Origin of the sequence: Novacetimonas pomaceti, from assembly GCF_003207955.1 — a bacterium.
GTDB lineage: Bacteria > Pseudomonadota > Alphaproteobacteria > Acetobacterales > Acetobacteraceae > Novacetimonas > Novacetimonas pomaceti.
The window spans coordinates 1-2,469 of record NZ_NOXG01000073.1 but is presented as its reverse complement, the minus strand read 5'-3'; the positions used below and the strand labels follow the sequence as shown (position 1 = coordinate 2,469).

General features: G+C 54.4%; 3 protein-coding genes and 2 pseudogenes. 2 read left to right on the top strand and 3 right to left on the bottom strand.

Annotated elements, in window-relative coordinates:
- Window positions 1-240 (bottom strand): annotated as a pseudogene (locus CFR71_RS16740) (conjugal transfer protein TraI); the annotation flags it as partial.
- Window positions 233-691, bottom strand: a complete 459-nt coding sequence (locus CFR71_RS15500) for a DotD/TraH family lipoprotein (RefSeq protein ID WP_165832126.1) — start codon at window positions 689-691, stop codon at window positions 233-235. The gene CFR71_RS15500 and the pseudogene CFR71_RS16740, both read right to left, overlap by 8 nt.
- A gap of 220 nt (window positions 692-911) precedes the next feature.
- Here CFR71_RS15500 and CFR71_RS15495 point away from each other — a divergent pair, with 220 nt between their 5' ends.
- Window positions 912-1,559, top strand: coding sequence for a DUF433 domain-containing protein (locus CFR71_RS15495; RefSeq protein WP_110532203.1), 648 nt, complete (start codon window positions 912-914; stop codon window positions 1,557-1,559).
- A gap of 4 nt (window positions 1,560-1,563) precedes the next feature.
- Entirely contained in the window at window positions 1,564-2,019 is a 456-nt protein-coding gene (locus tag CFR71_RS15490; protein ID WP_082267061.1) for a PIN domain-containing protein, read from the top strand.
- Here the strand turns inward: CFR71_RS15490 and CFR71_RS15485 are convergent.
- A pseudogene (locus tag CFR71_RS15485) lies at window positions 2,016-2,369 on the bottom strand (aminotransferase class I/II-fold pyridoxal phosphate-dependent enzyme); the annotation flags it as partial. The gene CFR71_RS15490 and the pseudogene CFR71_RS15485 sit on opposite strands and share 4 nt — an antisense overlap.
- Window positions 2,370-2,469 lie beyond the last annotated feature (100 nt).

Below are 2,469 nucleotides of genomic sequence, written 5' to 3'. Positions count from 1 at the left end.
GGGATTGGCAAGGGCGGGGTCAGCCCCGTCCACCTGATCCGCACCCGGTTGGGGCGGCTGTGGCTCCGGGACCAATGTGCCGCTGCGGGCCGGTGGTGGAGATGGAGACGATGTCGGTAGCCGGACGTGCTGCCCCTCCTCAATGACAACCTTCCCCGTAGAGACAGATGCCGCATGGGTCGGGCTGCCTGCGGCCGTCACGACGATGGCCGAAGATAGAAAGAGCGCCATCTTACGCATGCCACGCCACCGTTATCGCGTGGTGAAGCGGGTCTACCGAGACCATGGCCTGATCTCCGGCCTGATCGCCCAATGTTCGAAGGATATCCACCACGGCGGCAACACTGTTGGTCGCGACGCGCATTGCTCGGGGATGGCCGGTGACCGTCACGCTGTAGCCAATTTCCTGGCCGAGTTTTGCGACGGCCTTGCCCAGCGGGCCGTCCCACACGAACCAGATCCGGCGGGTCAGGTCATCGGGGAGCAGGGGTTGGTTGGCAGATGCCACGACCGGAGACGGGCGGATGCTGCCAAGTTCCAGAAGATCAGTCGTGGTTTCTGCCATTGACCGTTGCAAGGCCAGTTCAGGGTCGGCCATGCCGGTCGTCGCAATGGGAGAAGGTGACGACAGGCTCTGCGCACAGGCGTTGAGCGCCATGGGCAAAAGAAAAATGAGCAGAGAATGTTTCATGAGCTTCTCCGGATAACGGGAGAAGCTTCGAAGATCATCTTGCGACTGCTGCAGCAAAAATTGGCTGCGTTGCTTTTTATTTCATGCAGGTTTTGAGAGCAGATTCGAGTCTTCTTTGGGATTTTCTTTCGCCAAATTGACCGGTAGGGCCACGGCAGGCGCTTCGTACGACTTGATATATTCTAACTATTCCCTATTATGGGATACATTGGAGGCGCACATGATAGAAATCCAGCCCGTTACCCTACGCGAAGCGCAGTTTCTGATCGGGATGTCGGAAAAGGATATCAACCGGGCGATTGATCGTGGGGAAGTAGAGAAGATCAGCGAGCCGGAAGAGGACATGCCGGTTCACGGTGTGGGGAAGGGGCGTAAGCGGGTACGAAAGATCGGGCTCTCGGAGTTGTTGTTTCTGGCGCTTGAAAAGCAGATGCATGCGGATCTAACTCCGACGGGGCGTCGGAAGCTGTATCAGGCCTTCAAAAAAAATGAAGCGAAAGCCAGAACCGTAAGCTTTGGTCCTTTTAAAGCCAATATTACCGAAATTCAGCGTAATTTTCTATCCAAATACAAGAAACTCCTCGACGCCAAGAAAAATATATTGGAGGAGGATGGGACTGATCCTGTTATCAAGGGAACGGATATATCTGCTTATCGTGTTGCTGCCCTCGTACAGGGACAGACAATCAAGGAGATCAAAGCGGACTATCCGACCCTGACCGAGGAACAGATTGAATCTGCTATTGCGTACACGGAGGCTTATCCTAAACCTGGGCGTCCATATCCGGTCCGTAGTTTCCGGCGGGCGGCTGGTGCGTTGGCGGAGATGGGTATTTTTGATGCCGTAGAAAGTGGGGCTGAGTCCTGATCTCATGTTGCGTCCGCTTTATCTGATTGACACGAATGTTTTTCGCGAGATGGGAGATGCCGGTAATCCCTATGTCAAGGCGTGGCTCGACACGATCGACGACGATCAATACCGGATCAGCCCCATCGTTTATCAGGAAATGCGTGAGGGGCGAGAAAGAGAACGGGTCCGTCTCGAGAAAAAAGGACAGGATACGGCACGCGTGATTGCCCAACTTGCAGCGCTGGACAATTTCGAACGGGAATATGCAGACCGTCAGATACCGATCACAATGAAGATCTCTGGGGAAGTTGCCCGTATGCTGGGTGCAAAAGGAAAAAACGAGCGGGATGTCGTGCTGGCAGCTACCGCCCGAATTCACGGCATGATTATCGTGACTCGCAATGTGGCTGACTTTGCCGGTCGGGACGTGGATGTGCTTAATCCTTTTCAGCAGAATCCGCAGGTGCGGCGCGTCTAAGCTGGAGCATTGGCCAGCAAACAATTTTTCTGCTGCCGAAACCATGGGACCATGCGGCGGATGGCTTCTTCAATCTGGTCCGTTGCGACCGCAAAGCTGAAACGGATGAAGTATTTCCCGTCTACGGGGTCGAAATCAATGCCCGGTGCTGTCGTAACACCCGTATCCAGCAACAGGCGCTTGCAAAACGCCATGCTGTCATCCGTCAGGTGCCTGATATCGGCATAGATATAGAACGCTCCATCTGGTGGCGCGATATGGCGCAGCCCCATTTCGGGCAGGGTACGCAGCAGCAGGTCACGATTGCGCCGGTAGGTTTCCATATGCCCTTCAAGCTCATCGCGGCAATCGACGCGGAAATCTCACAGAAGGGTTGTACATCGGGTTAGATTATGAAAAAGTCTGTTTTGCACAAAAGAAATTTTCGTAAGCTATAAGAAAACCCGATGC

Excerpts from the sequence above, each read along its gene's own strand:
- CFR71_RS15500 (WP_165832126.1), bottom strand. The coding sequence starts at position 691 with ATGAAACATTCTCTGCTCATTTTTCTTTTGCCCATGGCGCTCAACGCC.
- CFR71_RS15495 (WP_110532203.1), top strand. The coding sequence starts at position 912 with ATGATAGAAATCCAGCCCGTTACCCTACGCGAAGCGCAGTTTCTGATC.
- CFR71_RS15490 (WP_082267061.1), top strand. The coding sequence starts at position 1,564 with ATGTTGCGTCCGCTTTATCTGATTGACACGAATGTTTTTCGCGAGATG.